The organism is Lacrimispora sp. (genome assembly GCF_047605665.1).
GTDB lineage: Bacteria > Bacillota > Clostridia > Lachnospirales > Lachnospiraceae > Lacrimispora.
The window spans coordinates 19226-43041 of record NZ_JASGFH010000024.1; the positions used below are offsets into that span (position 1 = coordinate 19226).

Annotated in this window: 21 protein-coding genes; 5 read left to right on the forward strand and 16 right to left on the reverse strand. The window is 47.6% G+C overall.

Features of this window, described 5'->3' with window-relative positions; genetic code table 11:
• Window positions 1-226 precede the first annotated feature (226 nt).
• Window positions 227-1567, reverse strand: a complete 1341-nt coding sequence (locus QM657_RS17135) for an ABC transporter substrate-binding protein (protein WP_415067916.1) — start codon at window positions 1565-1567, stop codon at window positions 227-229.
• 249 nt (window positions 1568-1816) lie between these two features.
• Between QM657_RS17135 and QM657_RS17140 the strand changes: the two genes are divergently transcribed.
• Window positions 1817-2461, forward strand: coding sequence for a helix-turn-helix transcriptional regulator (locus QM657_RS17140; protein ID WP_415067917.1), 645 nt, complete (start codon window positions 1817-1819; stop codon window positions 2459-2461).
• A 75-nt stretch (window positions 2462-2536) separates the two neighbouring features.
• Here the strand turns inward: QM657_RS17140 and QM657_RS17145 are convergent, their stop codons facing one another.
• The 4 genes from QM657_RS17145 to QM657_RS17160 form a co-directional block, all read right to left on the reverse strand.
• Window positions 2537-3868 carry an efflux RND transporter periplasmic adaptor subunit gene (locus tag QM657_RS17145; RefSeq protein ID WP_415067918.1) on the reverse strand — a complete coding sequence of 444 codons (1332 nt, stop codon included), beginning with the start codon at window positions 3866-3868 and terminating at the stop codon, window positions 2537-2539.
• Window positions 3869-3872: 4 nt separating this feature from the next.
• Window positions 3873-6218, reverse strand: a complete 2346-nt coding sequence (locus tag QM657_RS17150) for an ABC transporter permease (RefSeq protein WP_415067919.1) — start codon at window positions 6216-6218, stop codon at window positions 3873-3875.
• On the reverse strand, window positions 6218-6922 hold the full coding sequence (locus QM657_RS17155) for an ABC transporter ATP-binding protein (protein ID WP_415067920.1): 705 nt from the start codon (window positions 6920-6922) through the stop codon (window positions 6218-6220). Before QM657_RS17155 ends, QM657_RS17150 begins: the two co-directional genes overlap by 1 nt.
• 136 nt (window positions 6923-7058) lie before the next feature.
• Window positions 7059-8123, reverse strand: a complete 1065-nt coding sequence (locus QM657_RS17160) for a linear amide C-N hydrolase (RefSeq protein WP_415067921.1) — start codon at window positions 8121-8123, stop codon at window positions 7059-7061.
• A gap of 150 nt (window positions 8124-8273) precedes the next feature.
• Here QM657_RS17160 and QM657_RS17165 point away from each other — a divergent pair, with 150 nt between their 5' ends.
• Window positions 8274-8840: a TetR/AcrR family transcriptional regulator gene (locus tag QM657_RS17165; RefSeq protein WP_415067922.1), complete on the forward strand. Its 567-nt coding sequence runs from the start codon at window positions 8274-8276 to the stop codon at window positions 8838-8840.
• Between the two features lie 30 nt (window positions 8841-8870).
• On the opposite strand, the gene QM657_RS17170 is transcribed toward QM657_RS17165, so the two are convergent.
• The 6 genes from QM657_RS17170 to QM657_RS17195 form a co-directional block, all read right to left on the reverse strand.
• Window positions 8871-9629, reverse strand: a complete 759-nt coding sequence (locus QM657_RS17170) for an ABC transporter ATP-binding protein (protein WP_415067923.1) — start codon at window positions 9627-9629, stop codon at window positions 8871-8873.
• Window positions 9622-10620 carry a FecCD family ABC transporter permease gene (locus QM657_RS17175; RefSeq protein ID WP_415067924.1) on the reverse strand — a complete coding sequence of 333 codons (999 nt, stop codon included), beginning with the start codon at window positions 10618-10620 and terminating at the stop codon, window positions 9622-9624. The genes QM657_RS17170 and QM657_RS17175 overlap by 8 nt, the downstream gene beginning before the upstream one ends.
• A gap of 16 nt (window positions 10621-10636) precedes the next feature.
• Window positions 10637-11611, reverse strand: coding sequence for an ABC transporter substrate-binding protein (locus QM657_RS17180; RefSeq protein ID WP_415067925.1), 975 nt, complete (start codon window positions 11609-11611; stop codon window positions 10637-10639).
• Between the two features lie 215 nt (window positions 11612-11826).
• Window positions 11827-14100 carry a xanthine dehydrogenase family protein molybdopterin-binding subunit gene (locus tag QM657_RS17185; protein WP_415067952.1) on the reverse strand — a complete coding sequence of 758 codons (2274 nt, stop codon included), beginning with the start codon at window positions 14098-14100 and terminating at the stop codon, window positions 11827-11829.
• An 8-nt stretch (window positions 14101-14108) separates the two neighbouring features.
• The gene (locus QM657_RS17190; RefSeq protein ID WP_415067926.1) at window positions 14109-14570 is read right to left on the reverse strand and encodes a (2Fe-2S)-binding protein; all 462 of its coding nucleotides are present in this window, start codon (window positions 14568-14570) and stop codon (window positions 14109-14111) included.
• Window positions 14571-15347 (reverse strand): FAD binding domain-containing protein, encoded by a 777-nt coding sequence (locus tag QM657_RS17195; RefSeq protein WP_415067927.1) that lies wholly within the window; start codon window positions 15345-15347, stop codon window positions 14571-14573.
• Between the two features lie 317 nt (window positions 15348-15664).
• Between QM657_RS17195 and QM657_RS17200 the strand changes: the two genes are divergently transcribed.
• Both QM657_RS17200 and QM657_RS17205 read left to right on the forward strand, forming a co-directional pair.
• Window positions 15665-15835 carry a DUF1540 domain-containing protein gene (locus tag QM657_RS17200; RefSeq protein WP_415067928.1) on the forward strand — a complete coding sequence of 57 codons (171 nt, stop codon included), beginning with the start codon at window positions 15665-15667 and terminating at the stop codon, window positions 15833-15835.
• 155 nt (window positions 15836-15990) lie between these two features.
• The gene (locus QM657_RS17205; RefSeq protein ID WP_415067929.1) at window positions 15991-16497 is read left to right on the forward strand and encodes an HD domain-containing protein; all 507 of its coding nucleotides are present in this window, start codon (window positions 15991-15993) and stop codon (window positions 16495-16497) included.
• Between the two features lie 62 nt (window positions 16498-16559).
• Here QM657_RS17205 and glyA read toward each other — a convergent pair whose 3' ends face one another.
• The 3 genes from glyA to QM657_RS17220 all read right to left on the reverse strand — a co-directional run bounded on the left by glyA (window position 16560) and on the right by QM657_RS17220 (window position 20480).
• Window positions 16560-17807, reverse strand: coding sequence for a serine hydroxymethyltransferase (gene glyA, locus QM657_RS17210; protein WP_415067953.1), 1248 nt, complete (start codon window positions 17805-17807; stop codon window positions 16560-16562).
• Window positions 17808-17929: 122 nt separating this feature from the next.
• Window positions 17930-19648 carry a single-stranded-DNA-specific exonuclease RecJ gene (gene recJ / locus QM657_RS17215; protein ID WP_415067930.1) on the reverse strand — a complete coding sequence of 573 codons (1719 nt, stop codon included), beginning with the start codon at window positions 19646-19648 and terminating at the stop codon, window positions 17930-17932.
• A 67-nt stretch (window positions 19649-19715) separates the two neighbouring features.
• Window positions 19716-20480 carry a M48 family metallopeptidase gene (locus QM657_RS17220; RefSeq protein WP_415067931.1) on the reverse strand — a complete coding sequence of 255 codons (765 nt, stop codon included), beginning with the start codon at window positions 20478-20480 and terminating at the stop codon, window positions 19716-19718.
• A 180-nt stretch (window positions 20481-20660) separates the two neighbouring features.
• Here QM657_RS17220 and QM657_RS17225 point away from each other — a divergent pair, with 180 nt between their 5' ends.
• Window positions 20661-21338 (forward strand): YjjG family noncanonical pyrimidine nucleotidase, encoded by a 678-nt coding sequence (locus tag QM657_RS17225; RefSeq protein WP_415067932.1) that lies wholly within the window; start codon window positions 20661-20663, stop codon window positions 21336-21338.
• Here QM657_RS17225 and QM657_RS17230 read toward each other — a convergent pair.
• On the reverse strand, window positions 21335-22114 hold the full coding sequence (locus QM657_RS17230) for a response regulator (RefSeq protein ID WP_415067933.1): 780 nt from the start codon (window positions 22112-22114) through the stop codon (window positions 21335-21337). The two genes, QM657_RS17225 and QM657_RS17230, sit on opposite strands and share 4 nt — an antisense overlap.
• The gene (locus tag QM657_RS17235) at window positions 22086-23804 is read right to left on the reverse strand and encodes a sensor histidine kinase (protein WP_415067934.1); all 1719 of its coding nucleotides are present in this window, start codon (window positions 23802-23804) and stop codon (window positions 22086-22088) included. Before QM657_RS17235 ends, QM657_RS17230 begins: the two co-directional genes overlap by 29 nt.
• Window positions 23805-23816: the final 12 nt, after the last annotated feature.

Genomic DNA, 23816 nt, shown 5'->3' on the forward strand with positions numbered 1-23816 from the left:
TCTCTAATATTAATATAAGGGCGCTGCAAGATGCAGATTTCTGCTTACAGCGCCCCATTTTATGAGTTTTCGCAGTTCACTATGGTATCTTCTTGCATGACCTTCGGTCATACAAGAAGCATCGGAGGTTCCTCCGATGAGAATAATGGTGCTAAAATCAGCTTACAAGCAAGCTTGACACTGATTTTAACTCCATTATTCCGCCCTACTGAACAGTTACGAAGTATTATTTTAAGTTTGCGCTCTGTCCGGCAAGGGCCTTCAGTGCTTCTTCAGGAGTTGATGTTCCTGCATAGATGGTATCCAGAGAGGCATTTACCATAGATATGTACTCGCCGTAATCTGCCATAGCAGGATACTGGATTCCTTTTTCCAGTTTCAGTGCGTCGATGAACTCTGCAAATCCAGGAACTGCGATGATATCAGCATCGTCGTATAAAGCCTTTACAGCAGGAAGATTTCCTGTTCCAAGGTCGATGATCTTAGCGCCTTCTTCACTGCAGAGCCATTTTGTGAAATCCCATGCGCCTTCTTTGTTCTTTGCCATAGCCGGAACTGCTACGGAGTCAGTCTCAAAACGGCTGGTTCCTCTCAGTTCAGGATTAGCTTCTGTTCCAGGAATCAGGGTAATGCCCCAGTTAACAGTTGACTTAAAGTTCTTCATCATGGTAGGCAGCCAGGAACCGTCAAGACGGAATAACTGCTTGCCCTGGAAGAACATATCCTGCTCGGTGTAACGGTTTGTATTGGCTGTTCCGATAAATCCGTCAAGAGCCTTTCCGCCGAACTGGTCTCTGAACTTCACATTCATATTTAAGCTGGCTAAGTTGCCTGGGTTCTCTGGGGTTGGCTTTCCGTCTTCGCTCCACCATCTTCCGCCAAAGCCGTAAATCAGCTCCTGTCTGGCAGATGCATATGGGAATAAAGGATAGCCCAGAACTTCGATGTTACCGCTGCCGTCTACCTTGGTAGCTGCCACTGCCATCTCATACATTTCTTCCATGGTCTTTGGAGGCTCTGTAAATCCAGCAGCTTCCAGCAAGTCCTTGTTGTAGAACATCTGAATGGTGTAAGCGTCTAACGGAAGAGCATAAATATCTCCGTCAATGGTGTTAGCTGTAACAGCCTGCTCGGAATAAATGGAAGCGTCAAAGGACTCTCCGTCTGCCAGCGGCTGCAGGTTTTCCAAAAGTCCGTTCTTCTGATACTGCATAACGGTCTGGTTGCTGATCTTGATGACGTCGGGTGATTCGTTGCTGCTCATGGCTACGATTACTTTCTGATCGTCGGTAACGCTTAAGCCCTCTACCTTGTACTTGGTCTGGGAAGCGTTGTACTCGCTGATGGCCTTCTCATAGACAAGGGCCTCATCACCTGTGTTGTTGTACCAGAAGGTGACTACCTGTGCTTCTGCGTTTCCTGCTGCAGTTGTCTCTCCTGCTGCGGTTGTCCCTCCCGCTGCTGTTGTCTGGGCAGCCGTTGTCTGGCCTGTTGATCCGCCGCCGCAGCCTGTAACCGCCAATGCTGCTATGCCTGCGGCCATGATAATACTGATTGCTCTTTTCATAAATTACCTCCTTATAAAATATGGTTTTGAACTTTTTGTTGATTTGTCTTCAACTTTTTGTTTAATTATATTTTATATATACTATGATTTTTATCTTTTGTCAACAATAATATTTTAATTTCACCTCTTTTTTTGTTTGTTTTTAATAGTTAATTTTTTATCTTAAACAAATGCTCTATTATTACTGGACTTTACCTTACATTTCATTTATAATTTATTTAGACATTTTGTTGAAAGGAAGATACTACGATGGGATATGTTTCTGATAACCTAAACCTGCTGTCTGATATTGCCAAATGTATTGCCATGCAGTTTGGAGAAAACTGTGAGGTGGTTCTACACGACCTCACATTACCATATGACAAAACAATCGTCGCAATCTGGAACGGTCATGTGACCGGAAGAAAGATCGGAGACGGAGGCACCAACGCCGGACTGGAAATATTAAAAGGCTCCGCATCGCCGGACGACCAGTACAGCTACATCAATGCCACCCCCACCGGGCGGATTCTGCGCTCCTCCAGTAAATACTTCCGGGACGAGTACGGAAAGGTGAACGGAAGCATGTGCATCAATCTGGACATCACAGACATGATCAAATGTGAAAACACCCTCCGCACCCTCACCAGCTCCAGCAACGCCTCTATCCCCCAGACCCCGGAACTCTTTGTGGGCAATGTGGATGAGCTCCTGGAAATCATGATGAAAGAGGCGGTCAATATGACCGGAAAATCCGTGGGGAACTTAACGAAAGAAGAGAAGGTAGCCATTGTGCACGGCCTGGAGGACAAGGGCTTTTTCCTCATAAAAAAAGCCGCCGAAAAGCTGGCTGACTTTTTAGGGCTGTCCCGGTACAGCATTTATAATTATTTGAATGAAACCACCACTCATTAATTCAGCGCTGTAAAAAGGCGGAAGCATGGACTCCATGCTGCCGCCTTTTTTTAAGCAGGTCCGTATTTCTCCTGTCTATGAACCGTCATATACCTTTGCGCCTTCATAAATACCTTCCGAATCCACATGGTCAATGACCTTCTGGCCCTCTGAAATCCCCTCTTTGATCACAGTCTGGGAAGTCGTCTTGTATTCCGCTTCCACCGGCAGTTTAACCGCCCTTCCGTTTTGAATCACATAGACGTAATTCTGATCATCGGCTTCAAATATGGCGCTTGAAGGAACCACCAGCTTATTTTCCCCCTGATATAAGAGAAAGCGGATGTTGACTCCGTATCCTTCTTTTCCCTTTAACGGTTCCGATTCATCCATGTCAATCTTCACATGAACCCGGTATTCCTCCATTCCCAGGGCGGAAGTTCCTTTGGCCGCATAGTCATAGACCTGGCTGATGGTTCCGCTGTACATTTCATCCTGATTTCTAAGCTGTAAAACCACTGTAACCGGGTCTCCCGGAGCCAGATAAGGCGCTATGCTGGTGAGCACGTCAGACTCAGCCTGAATATTTCCCCGCCCGCTTATCATGGCCGCCGTTTCCCCTGCCTGGATATAGGACATATCCTTAACAGGAAGAGAGGTCACGATTCCATCGGTGTCCGCGGCCACCACACATTTTTTCAGCCTGCTCTCCAACTGCTCTAATGTTGTTTCCTGAGACTTGATCTGAGCCTTTAACTGTTCTTCCACGCTCTCATAAAACCTTCCGTTAATGGTAGTCTCATCAATTCCCTGTGTCTTTAAGCTCTCCAGAAAACGCCGGCTCTCCTCATACCTGCCCTTGACCTGTTCCAGGGCCAATGCCGAATATTCATAAGAAGCCTTATTCTGCTCCCACTCCACTTTGGAAATGCTCCCTGCCTCATACAGGGTCCGGGAGGCATCATAAACGGTTTTTGCCGCCTGGTAATCCGCTTCCTTGGCAGCCGCCTCCTGTCTGATGGACTCTAAATACTCCTGCGGAGAAGAGGTCATCACCTGCCCGATCCGGGTCTGCTCCAGCTTGGCCCTGTATCCGGATAAGGCGCTTTCACAAAGGGATTTTTCCCGCAGAAGGTCGGAATCGTCAATGGTAAACAGAACGTCCCCTTCCTTTACCCTTTCATTTTCTCCCACCAGCACTTCCTTTACCGGGCCCGACACCTCTGAAACGAGACGGAATTCCCCTCCTGAAGTGAAAATCCCCTCTTCCGTATAACGGTCTTCCACTGTCTGCAAAGAGGCCGCTGTCGTTTGCACCTCAAATCCCCTCAAGCCCTTTACCGCATTTCCTCCTACGAACAAAAGGGCAGCGGCTCCTGCCGCCAAAAGACAGATTTTCTTTTTTCTTCCTTCCAATCGGATTTTCATAAGCCTATTCCCTTTCCTTTAAGATGTCCGTAAGCCTGATTTTCTTCACAAACCTGGTCTGAGCCAGCAAAGAAACGCCTGCCATTGCCAGACAGGTGAGAAATGCCGTCACATAGCTGGAAGAACTGATAGCCAGATCAATGGTGTAGGTATCCGATACAACCAGATGCTCGATCAGATACTTCACGCCTCTGCTCCCCAATATTCCCATAAAGATTCCAAACACAAAGTAGACCGCCTGCTCAAACAAGAGAATCCTCCCGATTTCCCGGTCCGTTCCTCCCATGATGACCAGAGTCCCAAGCTCCGTAATCCTCTCCCGGATATTGATCATGGATATATTGTAAATGAGAATTCCTCCCGCTGCCACCGACATAAAAGCAAACATCTGGATCATGGCCATCATGCTTCCCATCATGTCCTGATAGCCGCTACGGATACGGTCCGTATCCACCATCCAGGTCACCCGGCTGGTTTTTAAAAGCTGCTCCCGGACCTCTTCCATCTTTCCGTTTTCCACCTTTAAAAGAACGGTTCCCGCCATGGGATGGGAGTTGAAAAACCGGTAAAAGCCCCTGGCTGATATGTAACAGCCGCTGCCCAGGCTCTCTTTTATGACAGATTTCACCGGAACCTTGACCCGCTCCGCCGTCAGGCCGGGGACGGATATTTCCATTAAATCCCCTTCCTTTAGATGAAGCTTACCCGCAATCCGGCTGTTTATGATCATCCCGTCATCAGGCGGCTCATGATACTGCCCGTATAAATCCATGATGCGCCACATATCAGACCCCCGGTTCAAGCCGTAAACCATGGCAAATTCCGATAAATTTTCATGCTTTAATTCCGCAGCCATATGGATGACAGCTTCACTTTTTGCCACTCCATTCAGCCCTTCCCCGGCAGTCTCTCCGCGCACGGGAGACACGTAACGGTCCAGGGATATCTGCAGATCATAGGTCTGCACCTTGCTGAACTGGTCAAAAAACATCTGATTGGCCACCCCTTCAAAGGAAAAAAGCACCGATGACATGGAAAAAGGAAAACCAATGGCCAGCACGATCAAAAAACCACGAAACGGGTTTCTCACAATGGAGCGCACTCCCATTTTCCCCATGGAATCCAGCCTTTCAGCCAGAAAACGGGGAAGGCGCAAAGTGGCCGCAGACGCAGGAGTCTTCGCCCTCATGGCCTGGGCCGGATTGATCTTTAAGATTCCCCGTACTCCCAGATATACCGCAAAAAATCCCGTCGCCAGGGCCATAGCCGTACTGCCAAGCCTTGTGCTCCAGTAGCTTTGATACACCGTATTGGGAAGGTTAAAAATGCCCACATAAATCTGAAACATGTACCGTCCAAAAGGGGCTGCCAGAACATTTCCAAGGATGGCTCCCAAAAGCCCCACCTCTGCCCCCTGATACAGGTAGGCCGTAATCAGCTCCCCATCGCTCATCCCAAAGGCTTTCATGGTTCCGATCAGGCTCTGGTCCCTGTCAATCATCTTCCTCAAAACAACGTAAAGCATGAATACGGAAATAGACATAAACAGAACAGGAAGGACCGTACCCATGGAATACAGCTCGCTGATTTCCCCGTCAACCATCTGATAGCTGGCCTGGTTTTCTCTGGAAGAAAGGGAGATGAGGCCATACCCCTGAAGCCGGTCCGTCAACTGGTAACGGACATCCTCGTACTGGTACCCCTTTTCCAGCTTAAAGCCCAGCTCATTCAAGGAGTCCCTTTTCCCTGTCAGCTCCTCCATTCTGCTTTTTTCCATGCAGGCAATGTCGTATATCTTACCATCGGGTATCATGGCACCGCCCGGAGGAATGGCGTATATGTATTCCGGCCCGTAACAGGACCCTGCCAGCTCCATCTTCACGCTTTTTCCGTCAATCAAAAGGGTCAGAGGGGTTCCGGTTTCATATTGATAGATTCCCGCCATCCTGGTTCCTAAGTAAATGCCATCCTCTCCCGCCTCTATTCCCTTAAAAAGCAGTTGGTTCAAGGCATCAGAAGAATCATAAGACAGTAAATGGACTGTCACGATGTCCGTCTGGGAAGGAGCCAGAAGCCTTACATCAGCCCCCATCTTCCCCGAAACCGCTGCAATTCCCGGAATTTCCTTTAACCGCTCCAGCTCCACTTCCGATATTCCCGACACCTGGGCAAATACATCGGCCATGGAACTGTTTTCATAATAGCGCTCCACCTGATCCCTCAAATTTCTCAGGGTATCCATCATCGCCGCATATACGAATATCCCGATGGCAATGATAAAGACTGCTCCTAAAAAAGACCCCGGATTCTGCATGGCACACCGAAATACATTTTTACGGAAGCTCTTCACTACCAGGCCACCTCCTCCGGCTTTAAGGGTTTCTCATTGACCCTGATCCGCTCCAGATACCCATCCTTAAAATAAAAAACCCGGTCCGCGATCTCCGCTATGTTCTCATTATGGGTAATTAAAAGAACTGTCTTCTTATATTCCCTGTTAAAATCCGATAAAAGCTTTAAAATCTGGCTTCCCGTGCCGCTGTCCAAGGCACCTGTGGGCTCGTCGCAGAGTAGAATATCGGGATTCTTGCACAAAGCCCTGGCAATGGCCACCCTCTGCTGCTGCCCTCCCGACAGCCTGCTGGGAAAATGGCCCGCCCTGTCCAAAAGCCCCACCTGTTCAAGAAGTGTTTCCGGGTCCAGAGGCTCTTTGGAAAGCTCTGCCGCCAACTGCACATTTTCAAACGCCGTAAGCCCAGGCATTAAGTTGTAAAACTGGAAGATAAATCCGGCATGAGCCCTGCGGTAAGCCGTAAGGCTTTTTAAGTCCTCCCAGGAAAGAGGGGTTCCCTCGTAGTAAACAGCGCCTTTTGTAACCGTTTCAATGCCGCCCAGGATATTCAAAAGAGTGCTCTTCCCGGACCCGCTGGGCCCCAATATGACAATAAACTCTCCCCGGTGAATTTCAAAAGACACGTTTTTCAAGGCTTCCACCTTGACTTCACCCAGGACATAATCCTTGCAAACCTGCTCTGCCTTTATGAGAACTTCCATAGCTCCGCCTTTCTCCGCTCTTATCCATATATATAACAATGTTACTATATGATATAAGCATTCGTCAATAAAGCTTGACGATTGTTTTTATCGACAGCCGCGTTCTGTTTTGTTCTCTTTCCTGAAATAAATACGGTTATGGGTTTACGAAGTAAAAATATGTGGTTTCAAAATCCGCTTTAAAGCTGTACAGGGCCGTCTGCCTCGTGTTATTGAAAATCACGGACCACTGTGTGGACATGGATTCATCGTTCAGCTTTACATTCTTTAAAACATCCATTGCCTGAATTTCCGTCATTTCACCGCCGCTCTCATTCAATGATTCGGTTATGGTGTCATAGCGGTCATATCCCTCGCCCTTGTCACGGTGCTCTCCCGGCGCCAGTAAATAATTGGTGGCCCGGTTCGTATCAAGGACAACCATTTCTTCCCCGATATATTCCACCACAGCGCTTTTTCCGCCGGCATCTGTGATCAGAAAGTGGAATGCGCTGTTTGCCGACGAATGCATATCATACCGTTTCAGCAGCTCTACAGCCTCTCCCACATCAGCCGCCCGGTCCAGGATAGCACGAATGGCCGTTGTAGTGGTGATTCCCGGTTTTCCTGTATTCTGCACAGTCGGTCCATCCATGATCTGTAAAACCGACACGGACAGTCCCTTTTCATTGATTCCGTCAACAGGGGCATAAATGGAAGCCACCAGCAATGCCTTGTCAAACAAGCCTGCATCAGACGGCATAAACTCTTTGCCAAACCCCAGATAATCCAGATCAACGGTAGAAATAGAAGCATACCCCTGTTCCGGTTTTGTCTTTAAAATCAAAATGGGTGTATCGTCAAAATCAAAATTCCGTGCGGTAATGTAGTCACCCTCCGGCGTATAAGCTGAAAATGCGCTGCAGCCAAAGTCCGGCAATTCAAGCTCCAGCGGCAGTCCGTGGAGAAAATGGTTTGAAATGAAGGTAACCACTTCCTCATCCGACGCCGCACCTTTTTGCAGAAACTGATCCAGACCGTAGTCACCGTCAAATTCCATGGTGTATGCATCGGTTCCTTCTATCCGCTCCAGTGTGGACAGGGCGGACAGAGAGCTTCCAAACAAGCTGTAAACCGCCCATGTTATTACGGCTGCAAGCAGAACCGCTGCCGTCAAAATGATTTTGCCTAAATTCTTTTTCTTTCCCTTTTTTTCGTTCATATATAAAACCTCCTTATTATGATCACCTATTGATTATTGAACATGTGTATATTATAATTATTTCATACAATACAGGCAATCGGCAATATCACTTCACCTGTTCATAAATGGACACCCGTCAAAAAAGTGTTCATAAAAGGAGAGCATCATATGGAAGACTTAAGGGCAAGAAAAACAAAAAAGGCCATAAAAGAAGCAATGCTGGCCTTGCTGGAAGAAAAGAGCATCAACAAGATAACAGTAGCCGAAATATCGAGAGCAGCCCAATTAGGACGGGGGACTTTCTATCTGCACTACAGAGATGTGTACGATTTATACGAGAAGATGGAAGACGAAATTTTTTTCGAACTGGAAGAAATTTATGACGGTACAATACCAAATGACAATGAAAGCAACCTCTTGAAGCTGACAGAGCGCATTGTATCATACATCAAAGCCAACCAGCAGATCATCACACTTTTTGTGCGCCCCCAGGGCAGCGGGGCTGCCTTGAGAAAATTGAAGAAGATTTTCTATGAGAAGACAATTCACGAGACCAGGATGCTGCTGGAAAACCCTTCAGATATGAAAAAAGATTATATTGTGGAAGTGGTCTATATCGTTTCCGGTGTTACAGGAGTTCTGGAGGAATGGATATTGGGCGGTCTAAACACGTCTGCGGACAGCGTATCAAAAATGCTGCAAAAGATGATTTTAAAATCCCAGCAGCAGTTTTAAATTCTTTAAAGCAAAAGGTGAGAAAGAGTATTATTCGAAAAAATAATACTCCTTCTCACCTTTCTTAAATCGCAGGCAGTTTACATCGAAAGCCGTTTCCACCATTCCATTTTCAATGCACTCCTTCGGTGTCCCCTGGGCAACTACCTGTCTGTCCTTCATGAGGATGATATGATCCGAAACTTCCATGGCCTGATGAATATCGTGCAATACCATCACCACTGTTTTCCCCTGCTCCTTTAATCCGCCTACCAGCTTTAAGAAATCCCGCTGTCCTCTGATATCTAAAAAAGTGGTCGGTTCATCTAAAATAATATACTCACTGTCCTGAGCCAAAACCATGGCAAAAAACACGCGCTGCCTGATTCCGCCCGACAGTTTATCCACCTGCTCATTGGCGTACTGCAAAACATTGGCATATTCCATGGCCTGATGCACCTTTTCCCTGTCTGCCGATGACTGCCTCCTGGAAAACCCCATATACGGAAATCTGCCGTGCTCCACCAGCACCCGGACAGAAAGAGCCGGTATGGTAGTTCGCACCTGGGGCAGAAATGCGATTTGTCTTGCCCGTTCTTTCGGAGATAATGAGAATAAGTCAGAACCATTCACCCATATTTTCCCGGATGTCACCTTACAGCTTCCATTTAAGGCCTGTAAAAGTGTGGTTTTTCCGCAGCCATTTGGACCAATGAGAGAAGTGATCTTCCCTTCCCGAAATTCTGCGGTTATATTTTCCAGCACCTGAGTATTTCTATACCCTATGCTGGCCTGTTCAAATTTAAGCATTGACCCTTCTCCCCCCATTTCTGCGCCGGAGAAGATATAAGAAAAACGGTCCTCCCAGGAAAGACATAATAATGCCCACCGGCAGTTCATACGGCGCAAACAGCGTCCTTCCAATCATATCGCTGATCAGTACAAAGCTTCCTCCAAGCAACGCACTGCATGGAAGCAGCAGGCGGTTATCGTTCCCAAATATTCGTCTGCATATATGGGGCACGATGAGTCCCACGAAACTGAGCAGCCCCGCGTAACTCACCACCACCCCGGCCAATACACTGGCAATGACAAGCAGCACAAACCTCATCAGATTCACACGCAAGCCCAACGACCTGGCTATATCATCTCCCAAACCCAGAATATTCAGTGCTTTTGCCAGCATACACGCCAGAAATACCCCAATAATCACCGCATACCCAGGCAGAATCAGTTTCTTAAAGGTTATACCCGATAATGATCCGATCATGAACGAAGTCATATTCACCGTAATGTCCGTATCCATCAGTTTAATGGTATTAATTCCTGCGCTTAAAAAGCTGGAAACCGTAACGCCGGCAAGAATGATGGTAGTTCTGGAACTGTCGGAAAAATATGCCAGCAGGAAAATCAAAAGTGTGGTGATTAATGCGCCAAGAAAAGCCATTGACGCAGTTGCCGTCAGATTCCCCGGCCAAAACGCCATGGAAAGCATTACCGCAAATCCTGCGCCGGAATTTACACCAATGGTATTGGGGCTTGCAAGGGCGTTATTCATAACACCCTGCAGGATTACCCCGGCAGTTGCCAGTCCCAGCCCTGCCACCAATCCGCCAAACACCCTTGGAATGCGGACAGCCGTGATCAATATATAATTCTTTGAGTCAGTATCCCTTCCTGTCAGACAAGCTAAAATATCCCGTACCGAAATAGAAACGCTTCCCAGCAAAATTCCTGCCAGAACCGATACGCATAACAGGAGAACCAGTAAAATAATAATCAATGCTTTACGTTTCCTCATATCGAATAAACCGCAATTACTCCTCACCGTATAGAATATCCGCCAGTTGCTCATAGGCTTCCCCCCATTTTGCATTTGGTTTGGAATTGTACAGCCTCTTATCTAATACATGGTACTTTCCATTTTTCACTGCCGTCAGGGAATTCCATGCCGGGTCTGTCAGCAATAAGTCCTCCACTACCTTTATGGCCTGTTCTGTGTTCTCGCCCTGGGTGGTCACAAAGATATAATCCGGATCTTCTGCAACAATCACCTCCATGTTAATATCTTCCAACCGGCTTTCATCGGAATCCGCAATGTTCACACAGCCAAGTTCTCTGAGAATTTCAGAACCGACATTTCCTACGCTTCCTTTTGCTTTCACATTGTCAGAAGATGCCCTTAAATACAAGACTGTAGGTGCACTTCCATCGGCCCTGGCAATGGCCGCATCCACCTGCTTTTGCACAGCAGTTCCATATGTATCATACCGCTTTGTTTCTCCCGTGATCTGTGTACAGATATCCAGCATATGAAGATAGTCGTCAAAATTATTCACATCAAAATATGCAACTGTAATTCCTGCCTGAGTAAGAGTCTCCTCTAATTCTATCTGTGCGTCAAGATTGGCGCTGGCAATAACGAAATCCGGCTGAACTGCAATTAACTGTTCCATATCAGGCCCCATTAAATTCCCGATATTAACTGTGCCTTCAGGCAAATTCAAATCAAAAGAAGTCCAGGTATCCCTGGAAGAAGCAGCGATATTCCCGCCTGCTAAAAGCCAGATATCAGCAAAACTTCCCATCAGCGTTGCGACGCGCTCATGGCCTTTCACCGTTACGGTTCTTCCCAAATCGTCCTGAAACGTATATCCTCCTGCCTCATCTGCCGCGGTTTCTCCGGTTGTTTTTGCAGCCGGGGCAGCCGCTTCCACTCCGGCAGTCTTCTCATTATTTCCGCAGCCGGACAATAAAGCCGCAAGTGTCACAGTAATTAAGGTTGATCTCATAAATCTTTTTATCATCATCGCTCTCGCTTTCAAAACAGTCTTTTTAATCTGGATTTTTCTAATCCTAACATTATAAACCTATTAAGTCAACATATTTTAGGACTTATTATATAACTGTCAGCCTTTTAAACCATTTTTCCCAAAATCCATAAAAAAACCGCAGAATACAATTCCTGCATCCTGCGGCAAAGCTTAAAGCATTTCTATCTATTAACTCATCCCCTCATCTGCCTGTAAACCTTTTCCGCCGTAACCGGCAGCTCTCTCACCCTTGCTCCCACCGCATTTGCCACAGCATCTGCAATAGCCGGAGAAGGGGTATTAATGACGATCTCCCCAACGGATTTAGCCCCAAAAGGCCCTGTAGGCTCATAACTGCTCTCAAATTCCACCCGGATATTTCCCACATCCAGTCTGGTGGGAACCTTATACTGCATAAAGGAATTTTGAAGCATCTGCCCCTTATCCGTATAAGTCACATCCTCATACAGGGCCATACCAATGCCCTGGGCAATGCCGCCCTCCGTCTGAATCCTTGCGAGATTGGGATTAATAGGCGTTCCGCAGTCCACAACTGCCACATAGTCCACCAGCTCCATCTCTCCGGTTTCCTGATCCACTTCCACCTCTGCCATTCCAACCATAAAAGGCGGCGGGGATACCGGGGAAGTGTGGGAAGCTCCTGCGGACAGCATGTCCTCATTGGAGCACATGACCCTGTTTCCGATCTCTTTTAAGGATATTTCCAGCTCTCCCTCCGGCTGGTATACCCTCTTTCCGTCAAACTCCAAGGACTCCTTCTCACAGGAAAGATACTGAGCCGCCTTGCTTAAAATCTTCTCCCTCATCTCGGTACAGGCTTTCACAACTGCCATTCCCGTCAGATACATGGTACTGGAAGCATAGGAACCGGAGTCATACGGGGACACATCCGTATCCGTACCGTGGACCACAATATCTTCCACATCACACTCCAGACAATCCGCTCCCACCTGGGCCAGGGTGGTGTCACACCCCGTTCCCATATCAGAAGCCCCGATCATCAGGGTGTAAAAGCCGTCATCGTTCAGACGCAGTTCCACCGAAGCCACATCCAGACCGGAAATCGCAGAGCCCTGCATGGACATGGCAACGCCTACGCCCCGGACTTTTCCATTTCCCATGTCCACGGACGGATACTTTTCATCCCAGCCGATCATTTCCTTTGCCTTTGCCATGCAACGGTCAAGGGCGCAGCTATTTAAAGTTTCCCCATGGTAAGCAGGAAGGTAATCTCCCTCCTTTACCATATTCAGTTCCCTCAGCTTCACCGAATCCATCCCGATCTCTTTCGCCAGCTCATTGACCGCAGACTCTACCGCAAATATTCCCTGCGTGGCCCCGTAACCACGGTAAGCGCCGGAAGACATCATATTGGTGTAAACCACATCATAAGCAAACCGGAAAGCCTTTGGAGTCCGGTAAAGGGGTATGGTCTTTTCCCCGGAAAGCCCTACTGTAGTGGGGCCGTGTTCCCCGAAAGCGCCTGTATTGGATAAGGTATACACGTCAATGGCCTGGAGAATTCCGTCCTTATCGGCTCCGATCCTGACCCTGATTTCCATTTCGTGACGGGGAGAAGAAGCGATCTGGGATTCATACCGGCTGAAAATCATCTTGGCAGGCCTTCCTGTTTTCATGGTGACAATAGCCGGGTAAACCTCAGCCACAACCGTCTGCTTGGCTCCGAAACCGCCGCCGATTCTGGGCTTAACCACGCGGATTTTAGACTTTGGAATATCCAGAGCATGGGCCAGAATCCTTCTCACATGAAAGGTGATCTGAGTGGAGGCCACCATGTTCAAGCGTCCGTATGTATCGAGATAACAGTAAGCCCGGAATGTCTCCATCATAGCCTGCTGGTTTGCCTTTGTATGGTAAACATGATCCACCACGTAATCGCACCGGGATAAAACCTCATCCACGTCCCCCTGTTCCTGTCCTCCGCAAGCGCACAGATTCCGTTTATTATCCGCTCCCACGGGAAGAAGGCTCTGCCAGTCCTCCTCCGGATGAATCAGAACAGGGTTGTCCTTTGCCTTCTTAAAATCCAGAACCGGCTCCAAAACCTCATACTTCACCTTAATGAGACTCAGAGCCTGATCCACCTCATCCTCTGTCTCACCCGCCACAATGGCAACCGCATCTCCCACAAACCGGAGTCTCTGGTCCAGAATCAGCCGGTCATAAGGGCTTGGTTCCGGATAGGACTGGCCGGCCATGGTAAACCGTTTCCCAGGCACGTCTTTATAAGTCAGAACACAGGCTATTCCAGATAAATTCTCAGCCCTGGAGCAGTCGATTTCCCGGATCAGTGCATGGGCGTGAGGGCTTCTCAGCACCTTTACAATCAGGCAGTCCTTGGGAACCAGATCATCGGTATAAACAGGCTTTCCCGTCACCAATGCCATGGCATCCTTTTTCATCACAGAGGTATTGACGCTTTTCATTTTATAGTTCATGCCATGTCTCCTCCCCTGTTTAAATACTTTTTCACCGCCCGAAGCTGTCCCATATAACCGCTGCACCGGCATAAATTTCCGGATAAATACTCCTTTATCCCCTGGTCATCCCGGATGCTTTCTTCCTTTTCCATTGCCAGCACGTTCATAATCAGGCCGGGGCTGCAAAATCCGCACTGCTCCACCCCTTCTCCCGCCAGAAACATACCGAATTCCTCAGCTTCCTTCTGCACCCCTTCCAGAGTCACTACCTCACATCCGTTTACCCGGACTGCCAGCAGGGAGCAGGAAAGCCTGGACTTTCCATCCACCAGGACCGTACAGAGTCCGCAGTTTTCCGTTTCACATCCGCATTTCACGCTATAGCAGTTCTTCTTCCTGAGAAGCTGAAATAAGGTGGTGTCAGCCTTTGCTTCCGCATAGATCAGCTTTCCGTTTAAGGTGAATTCGATTCTCATTTACTTTTCCTCCTTATTAAGCCCTGCCAAAAGCCTTCTGGTGTATACCTCTGCCAGATGCTTCCGGTAATCTGCGCTGCCCCTCATGTTGGTGCCGTAGCGGAAGCTGCCGGAAACCTTTTTTGCAATCTCCTCCAGGCTCACATCCTCTGTTTTCTCCAAAGCCACCACCTCGGCAAGCCCCGGCCTGGCGCCTATGGAAACGTAAACCTGATCTTCCTTTTTCGCCACACAGCAGGCAATCTGGGGAAAGTCCGTCTTCGCTATTCTCTGGGACACATAAGCCGCCTGTCTCCCATCCTTTTTTATATGTATTTTTACGAGAAGGTCCCTGTCCCGCTTCATCCGGCAGAATTCCTCTAAAGAAACCAGCCCGCCCCGGTACAGTTCCACATACGTATCAAGAGCCAAAAGGCAGGTAATGATATCAGAAAATCCAAAGCGCCCGAATACGCTTCCCCCTACAGTGGCCCCGTTTCGAAACTGAATTCCCACAATCGAACGGGTGCACTCCTTAAAAATGCCGCCAAAGTATTCATTCAACCCTTCATGAGTCTCCAACTGGCGCAGGCTGCACATGGCTCCTATGGAAAAATCTTCTTCTGTCTCCGCAATTTCCTCCAGTCCCAATCCGACTAAATCCACCAGCGTCATCCGCATCCGTTTCTGCATCTTCAGCCACATCATTCCGCCGCCTATGGCGCTGCTTTTTTTCTGATTTAAGGTGTAAGCTTCTTCCAGACTTCCTGCTTTTACATAATTTTTAAATCGAATCACTGGAACCTCCTATTGACTCCCGGCCTGTTTTCCCTGTTATTTAACCGGTTTCGACGTGTGTTTATCATCAAAACCCGTTATTTTTAATTAGTATAACTTATAAATAATGTGTTATATATTAGAAACACGAAAGAGTATACCATACCCCCTCCAGTTTTTGCAATGGTTCCGCCTGTTTTTTCTAAAATTCGTCAAAATTCTATTTTTTTAAATCCAACGCAATTAAGCCCTCATTGATTAAGAAAAATTTGGCATAATAATTCACTGTTTTTCGTCCACAATAACAGATGTAACAATCAAATAAGGAGGGCTTATCTATGTTAGTAAACGGGAAAAATGAATGTATTAAATGTTCCATCGACAACTGCGCTTATCACGCAAAAACAGACAACTACTGCACTCTGGAGCAAATCAAAGTGGGAACCCACGAGAAGAATCCGGTAAAAAAAGAGTGTACTGACTGCGAATCCTTTAAGAACCAGGCATAACAGCCAGACTTTGTTTCCTCCTGAAAATGCTGCGCAGCCCCAAACTGCGCAGTATTTCATGAGTAAAAATATAAGCTTGTTCCTTTTTATGTGAAATGATATAATGCAGACAGTTACGGCCTGTATCCACAAAAACAAAAAAAGGAGCACTCACTATGGATAGGATAAGCAATCTGATTTTAGAAATGATCCAATTTGACGCAGGAGAACCAGAGCTGATCCAGCATTTTATAAAAGTACATCAATTTGCAAAACTCATTGGTTCCATGGAAAATATTCCGTCTGATGATATGGAAATCTTAGAAGCTGCTGCCATTGTTCACGATATCGGCATCAAAGTATCCATGGAAAAGTACGGAAAATGCAACGGCAAGCTCCAGGAACAGGAAGGTCCCGCCTACGCAGAAGAACTGTTGAAAAAACTTGATTTCAGCCAGAAAACCACGGAACGGGTCAGCTACTTAGTGGCCCATCACCACACTTACACAAACATTGACGGTATCGATTACCAGATATTAGTAGAAGCTGATTTTCTCGTGAATCTGTACGAAAACCAGTGCAGCAAAGAAACCGTACAAAATACATATCACAACATCTTTCGGACAGAAGCAGGGAAAAATCTGCTCACCCTGATGTTTACAGGCACTCCGGATACCCTTTAAGACAAAAAGAAGACAGTAAAAGAATCATATCAATTCTTTTACTGCCCTCTTTTTATATTTTCTTATTCATACAGCGGATACTTATCACAGATCTTTGTCACTTCGCCTCTGATATAATCAGCCTTGTTCTCAAAATCCGTAGCAGCCAGCCAGATGCATTCTGCGATCTTTTCCATATCCTCTTCCTTTAATCCCCTTGAGGTGATGGCAGGAGTTCCCACACGGACACCGGAGGTGACAAAAGGACTTCTTGGGTCATTTGGAACAGCGTTCTTATTCAAAGTGAGGTAAACCTCATCACAGCGGTTTTGTAATTCCTTTCCAGTTACCTCCATGCCTCTCAAATCAATGAGCATTAAATGGTTGTCGGTTCCCCCTGTCAGGATATTAAAGCCCTGCTTCATGAGAGCAGCAGCCAGAGCCTTTGCATTCTTTACCACCTGTTCCTGATACGTTTTAAACTCAGGCTTTAACACCTCGCCAAAGCACACGGCCTTTCCTGCAATCACATGCTCCAGAGGACCGCCCTGAATGCCTGGGAATATGGCCTTGTTGAAGTTGAATTTATCCGCTGCCGCCTGATTGGCTAAAATCATTCCGCCTCTCGGTCCGCGAAGGGTTTTGTGAGTGGTGGTTGTGGTCACATCAGCGTAAGGGATGGGGCTTGGATGAACGCCTGCTGCCACCAGACCGGCAATATGAGCCATATCCACCATGAGATATGCGCCTACCTTATCGGCAACCTCACGGAATCGCTTAAAATCAATCACCCTTCCGTAGGCGCTGGCTCCGGCTACAATGAGTTTCGGCTTATGCTCTATCGCCAGACGCTCCATCTCATCGTAATCAAGGAATCCCTGATCATCCACGCCGTAAGGAACAATATTAAAATACAAACCGGAGAAGTTTACCGGACTTCCATGGGTTAAATGTCCGCCATGATTTAAATTCATGCCTAAAACAGTATCTCCCGGCTCCAGCATGGCAACGAAAGCCGCCATATTGGCCTGAGCACCGGAATGAGGCTGAACATTGGCATAATCGCAGCCAAATATTTCTTTTGCGCGCTCGATAGCAATATTTTCAACCACGTCCACGACCTCACATCCGCCGTAATAACGCTTTCCAGGATATCCTTCCGCATACTTGTTGGTAAGCACAGTACCCATTGCCATCATAACAGGCTCAGAAACAATATTCTCCGATGCAATCAGCTCCAGATTTCTTCTCTGGCGGGCGCACTCTTTTTCAATAGCCTCTCCCACTTCCCTGTCATATCCGGTAATAAACTTCATCACTTCATTTACCACGTTCATTCCCTCACTTTCCCTTTTATCTCAGCTCATGTAATAAACTTTTTAAAATTTTAACTGATATTACTGTATTTTATTTGTTCTCTTCCCTTTTGTCAATGCATTTCAAGATTTCTTCCCTATACTTCCTCCGGAATCTTATAATTCCTGATCACAATCTGTAAAGCCTTATTTCCGTTATACTCATTCACCCCAGGATAATATACCACATCAAGCTTCCGCTTATCCCCCAGCTCCTCCAGAAATAAATCCCCGTCACCAAACAGCATCCCATCCATAGGCGTCCCCTGCTCCGTTGCCAGAGACATTTTTACCGCATTCCGGTTCTTCCCAAGAACTCTGACGCTCCTGATATGCAGCCCCTTCTGGGCAAATAACGGCTTCTCATTCCCCTGTCCAAAAGGCTCCAAAAGCTCCAATTCCTCAATTAAAGGCTCATTTATGTACTCCAAAGGCATAGGAACGTCAATCCAGACCTTCCGCACAAAATCCTCCTCTGTCAGCTTGGCCCCTTCATTTAAACGCCTGCGAAACTCCTCCACATTCTCCTTTAACAGGGACAACCCTGCTGCCATAGGATGCCCTCCAAACTTAAGGAGCAGCTCCTTCACCTCCACCAGTGCCTCAAACATATGGTAAGATTCAATAGAACGCCCAGACCCTTTCACTGATTCTTCCCCGTCTGTCAAAACAAAAGAGGGCTTCTGAAAATGCTCTCTCAGCCTCCCGGCAATAATCCCGGCCAGGGATTCATGACAATCCGGCAGGTATACCACCAAAACCTTGTCATCGGCATAGTTCTCTTCCACCTGCCTGACAGCCTCCAGGGTTCCCTCCTTGGTCATATCCTTTCTCTGGTCATTCAGCGCCTTTAACTCAAGCGCCATCCGGTCTGCTTCCTCTTCATCCTGAGATAAAAGCAGGGATAAGGCCAATTTTGCAGTATGCAGCCTGCCTCCCGCATTTAAACAGGGCCCAATGACAAATCCGATCTGATAGGCAGTGATCTGGTTCTTATCCAGATTATTTTTCTCCATCAGCTTTAAAAGCCCCAGGCTTTTCGTCTGCCCAATCCGTTTTAAACCTTCCTTTACAATGATCCTGTTTTCATCCTGCAGCTTCATCACATCCCCAACCGTTGCAATGGCTGCAAACTCCAGCATCTCAAGCCATTTCTCCACGGAAACGCCAAAAGCTTCATAAAGAGCCTGAACCAGCTTATAAGCTACAAGCCCTCCGCATATCTCCGGATAGGGATAGGAACAGTCGCTCCTCTTTGGATTCACCACCCCATCAGCAGGGGGCAGAATGTCCTGTCCCTCCTCCTTCATAATATCGTGGTGATCCGTAACCAGAACTGTAAGCCCCAATTCCTTTGCAAGGCGAATCTGCTGGACCGCAGCAATCCCGTTATCGCAGGTGAGTATGGTGTCAATTCCATCCTCTGCTGCTGCCCTGATAATGGATTCATTGATTCCGTACCCATCCTTAATCCGGTCCGGAATTTCATAATCCACCACAGCCCCCACCTGGGTCAACGCCCGGTATAAAAGATAGGTGGAGCAGACCCCGTCTATATCGTAATCTCCCACAATCCTGATCGGTTTCGACTCTCTTGTCTTCTCCTTAAGAATTGCCACAGTCAGTTCCATATCCTTTAATAAGTAAGGGCTGTATAATTCCCCCAGCCCTCCCCTTAAATACCGTTCCACCGCTTCCTGTCCAACCACATCCCGGTTTCGTATGATCCTTGCCGTCACCGGGGAAATGTGATGGCACCTTGCTATCTCATCAAAATCAGCCCGTTTCGTTTGAAGCATCCACTTCTCTGCTGCCATGTTTCAAATCTCCTTCGCTTCAATCCATCCAGTTCAGCCATCCCAGACTGATCATAGTTCCTGCATTTTAATAATTTCCGTAAATCTCTTCCTCATAGCTCTTTAACAGCTTCCGCCTTAACCGGTAATCCGGCAGTTTTCCTTCCACCACTCCCCAAAACTCCCTGGAATGGTTCATATGTATCCGGTGGGCCAGCTCGTGCACCACCACATAATCCGCCAGCTCCTCCGGCAAAAGCACCAGCCTCCAGTTAAAATTCAAATTTCCTTTTATGCTGCAGCTTCCCCATCTGGTCGCCTGATCCCTGACTGCAATGCGCCCGTAGCTTATCTTCATATCCGCAGCCCACCCAGCCGTCTTTTTCTCCAGATACTTCCTGGCCTCCTGGCGGTAAAACAGCTTCATCACTTCCTTAATCACCGTTTCCCGCTCTGCCCCCGCCTTTTTCTCCACAGGCCCTCTAAGAATTAACTCCCCGCTCCCGGCCAAAACCCGAAAGCTCTTTCTCCCAAAATCCGGCACCACGCGGAGGATATGGCCCCTTCCAAAGAAAAGCAGCCTGGCCCCTTCCTCCCAGTGAAATCCTTCCTTCTTCTTTAAGGAGGCCTCAATGCCTTTCATGTGAGAGTAAACCCAGCTCTTATTTTTCTCCGCCAGCTCATGACCGGAGTGAAAAGACAGCCCCCTGGGAATCCTCACCACCACTTCCCCGCTTTTTTTGACCTGAAGGGCCATGGTGCGTCTGTCTGATTTTATAATCTCATAAGGATAGCTGCTCCCATCTTCAAACGAGAGGAGCCCTTCTTCCTTTTCTTTCTTCTTTACCGCCATCTATCGAGTCTCCATTTTTTCTGCTTCATCATTCATCCCATATCCCCCATTATAGCGAAAAAATCAAAAAGAAACAACGGCCTTCTTTGAAACTTCCTCTGGTCATTCCCCTGTTTCCTATGATATCATAATGACAGAAACCCCCAAATACCCCTTCTCTCTGATAAGGAGGAATCAACCATGTACCAATTTTTCCTGCTGGATATCGATAACACTCTCCTTGATTTTGATGCCGCCGAAAAGCGGGGATTTGAAAAACTCATAGAATCCTATGGAATAGAATACCGCAGCAGAATGCTGGAAGAATATAAAAAATTAAACCGGGACCTTTGGGACCTGCTTGAACAGGAGAAGATCAGCCGGGATGAGCTCTTAAACACCCGGTTCACCCGGCTCTTTGACTCCTTCGGCTTAGAAATAAACGGAGCAGAAGCAGAATCCCGCTACCGCTTCCACTTAGGAGAAGGTGCGGACTTACTCCCCAACACAAAAGAAACCCTTCTGCACTTAAAGCAGAAGGGGGAAAAACTGTATCCAGCCTCCAACGGCGTCTACCATACCCAGATACAAAGGCTGAAAAAAGCAGGAATTTACGACCTGTTCGACGGAATGTTCATATCCGAAAAGATCGGGTATGAAAAGCCCTCTCCATTCTTTTTTGAACACTGCTTTCACCATATTCCTGACTTTTCAAAAGAAAAAACCATCATGGTAGGAGACAGTCTCACTTCCGACATCCAGGGCGCCATCAATGCCGGAATCGACTCCTGCCTCATCAGCCCTCCAAAGGCCCCTGCCGCCCCAAAAGCCACCTACCAGATCACAGACCTTTCGGAATTAATTGACTTAAGCCTCTAACCAATCCCCTTCATAAACTTGGAAGGCGACTTTAAGGTATACTTTTTAAACACCGAACAAAAATGCTTATAATCCGTAAAACCGGTGGCATCAGACACCTCAAATATCCGGTACTGCCCCGTATTTAACAGGACAATGGCCTGGGAAACCCTGTACTTATTTAAAAAGTCCAGGAAGGTCTGCCCCGTCACCTCCTTAAACTTGCGGCTTAAATAGCTGGTGCTGACCCCCAGCTCTTCGGAAATGGACTCTAAGCTCAGCTTCTCCCCATAGCGGGAACGAATTTCCTCCAGTGCCTTGGAAACATACTTGTTTTCCGAAACATCCAGCTTCATGTAGTATTCCAGGTTCATGACTCCGGCCTCTGTATCCGCCTTTTCCATGGCAAATTCCATCTGACGGCTGCTGGCAATCTCCTCACCCAGTTTTTTCATGAGGACTGCCAGCTTTTCTTCATCCACAGGCTTTAAAAGGTATTCGCTGACCCTGGCCTCAATGGCCCTTCTCGCGTACTCAAAATCCGCATAGCTGGTCAGCAGAATGCTTTTAAACTTCACGCTTTTGGAAGCTTCCTTTATCATTTCAATTCCATCCATAAAAGGCATGCAGATATCCGTAATCACCACATCCGGCTTGTGCTCCTGTATTTTCAAAAGCCCTTCCTGCCCATTGGCCGCTTCCGCCACAATCACACAGTCCATGCCGACCCAGTCCGTCATATAAACAAGACCTTTTCTGATAATATCTTCATCCTCTGCTATCATTACCCGTAACATCGTGTTCCTCCTTATTCACTGGAAGAGTGACAATCAAGGTGGTTCCAAGCCCTTCCGTACTCCTTATATCCACGCCGTAAGGCCTGCCGTAGAGAATCCTGCACCGCCTGTGGATATTATAAAGTCCCGAATGCCTGCTGTTGTTTTCCTCCTGCTCCAAAAGAGTCAGAACCTCCCGGAGGGCTCCCATGGTCATTCCAGCCCCGTCATCCCGGCAGATCATGGTCAGGCGCTCCTCATGGATGTAAACCTTGATCTCCACATTTAAGTTTTCCTGTCTGCCAAAACCGTATTTGACGGCATTTTCAATCATAGGCTGCAGCACCAGCTTGGGAATCCGGCAGCCCAAAGCCTCCGGCTCCACCTCCACTGCACAGGAAAAACGGCGGTTAAACCGGTACTTTAAAATGGTCAGATAATTTTCCAGGTGCTCCATATCCTCCTCCAGGGTCACCTCTGCCTTGCTTCCATCCAGGCTGTAGCGCAAAAGGTTTGACAGGCTGAATACCATCCTCGCCGCTGTCTCCGGTTCGATCCTGCACATATACCTGATATTTTCCAGGGTATTGTACAGGAAATGGGGATTAAACTGGGATTCCAACTGCTTATTCTGAGCCGCTGCCAAAAGCTCCGCCATCCTCTTATTGTTCTCCATCTGATGCTTTAAGCTGCCCATGGTTTCATTATAGGCATCCGCGATGATCCGGAACTCATTTTCCCGTTCCAGTTGAATGGGAGTATCCAGGTTTCCGTTTCTGGTCATTTCCATCACTTCCAGAATCTTATAAAAATCCCTGGTCTTCCTCTCCGTCACCTTCTTTGTGCTGATAAGCACCCACACCGTCATCAAGGCGAGGGCCGTTATGATCAGCGTGCTGCTAAGCCCCAGAGAGATCACAATGTTGTGAATATCCGTTGCCGAATAAACAAAAAACCGTCCGCCGTATGCAGGCTGTATGGATACGAGAAACATCTTTTTGTCATAAGATAAATACTTGCCCGCCGTCTTAAGCTCCTTTATCACTTGATTGCTGGCATCCTGCAGCCCATAATCATTGCTCAAATACACCCAGCCAAACTGGTCCGCAATGATGGTGCGGCTCTCAGACCTGTCCAGCACCGCCTTAAACTGGCTGCTGTTAATGGTAAAAATCACATATCCCGCTGTTTCCGTCCCATCCATCACCGCCCGGCCCATGGCGATATCCCGGTCAGACCTCTTCCATGGTTCCGCCAGATATATCTTTGTCTTTTCCGGTTCCGCATCCATGGCTCCCATAAGCCCCCATTGAATGCCGGCCGTATCCCAAAGATACCCCGGCACCTCTCCGCTGGAGAGTAAAAGCCGCTTCTCCCGGTTCAGGATAAACACATCAGCTTTATACCCCAGCCCGTTGGAAACCTGATAAAATTTCTCAAATATCTCCATCCGCCCCGAAGGCTCCAGACTCTTTTCAAAAATCCTTTCATCCAAAGCCAGCCGTTCCAGATTCTCTTCATATCCACTTAAAGCCCGGTCCAGCTCCTGGGCCACATAAGAATTATGGGATTCATTCCCGCTCTTCTTTCCATAGATCAAAGCCCCGAAAAAGACCAGGGTACAGACCAGAGTAAAACCCACTGCCGGAATAATGGCATAGCCCATAAACAACTGCCGCAGCTCATCCTTAAAATACCGCTCCCGTTTCATCAGCCCGCCCCC